Annotated in this window: 1 pseudogene; it reads left to right on the top strand. The window is 65.1% G+C overall.

What is annotated here, in order from left to right:
• Positions 1 to 62 precede the first annotated feature (62 nt).
• Positions 63 to 275: pseudogene (locus SB816_RS31450) on the top strand (MFS transporter); the annotation flags it as partial.

The following is a 275-nucleotide window of genomic DNA, read 5'->3' as shown; positions in this document are numbered from 1 at the left end:
CCGTCCTCGCGCTTGCCGGGGTCGGCATCGGACTGGCTTGGCCGCTGCTGGGAGTTGCCGCGATGAGCAGTACCCATGATCCCGCCGAGGGTGGCATGGCGGCGGCTGCGATCACCATCACGCAGCTTATTGCTTTCTCGATCACCTCTGCGCTCGCAGGCACGCTGATGGCCGCAGGCGGGGAATCTGCGGTGGACTCCGCACGCTATATTACGCTCGGCATCGCGCTCCTTACCCTGCTGGGTATCTTCGCCGCAGGCGTGGCAACGAGAAAG

Source organism: Achromobacter sp. SIMBA_011 (genome assembly GCF_046535435.1).
GTDB classification, from domain to species: domain Bacteria; phylum Pseudomonadota; class Gammaproteobacteria; order Burkholderiales; family Burkholderiaceae_B; genus Achromobacter; species Achromobacter dolens.
Note: the sequence above shows the minus strand (reverse complement) of the source record. Positions and strands in the feature narration are given on the sequence as shown.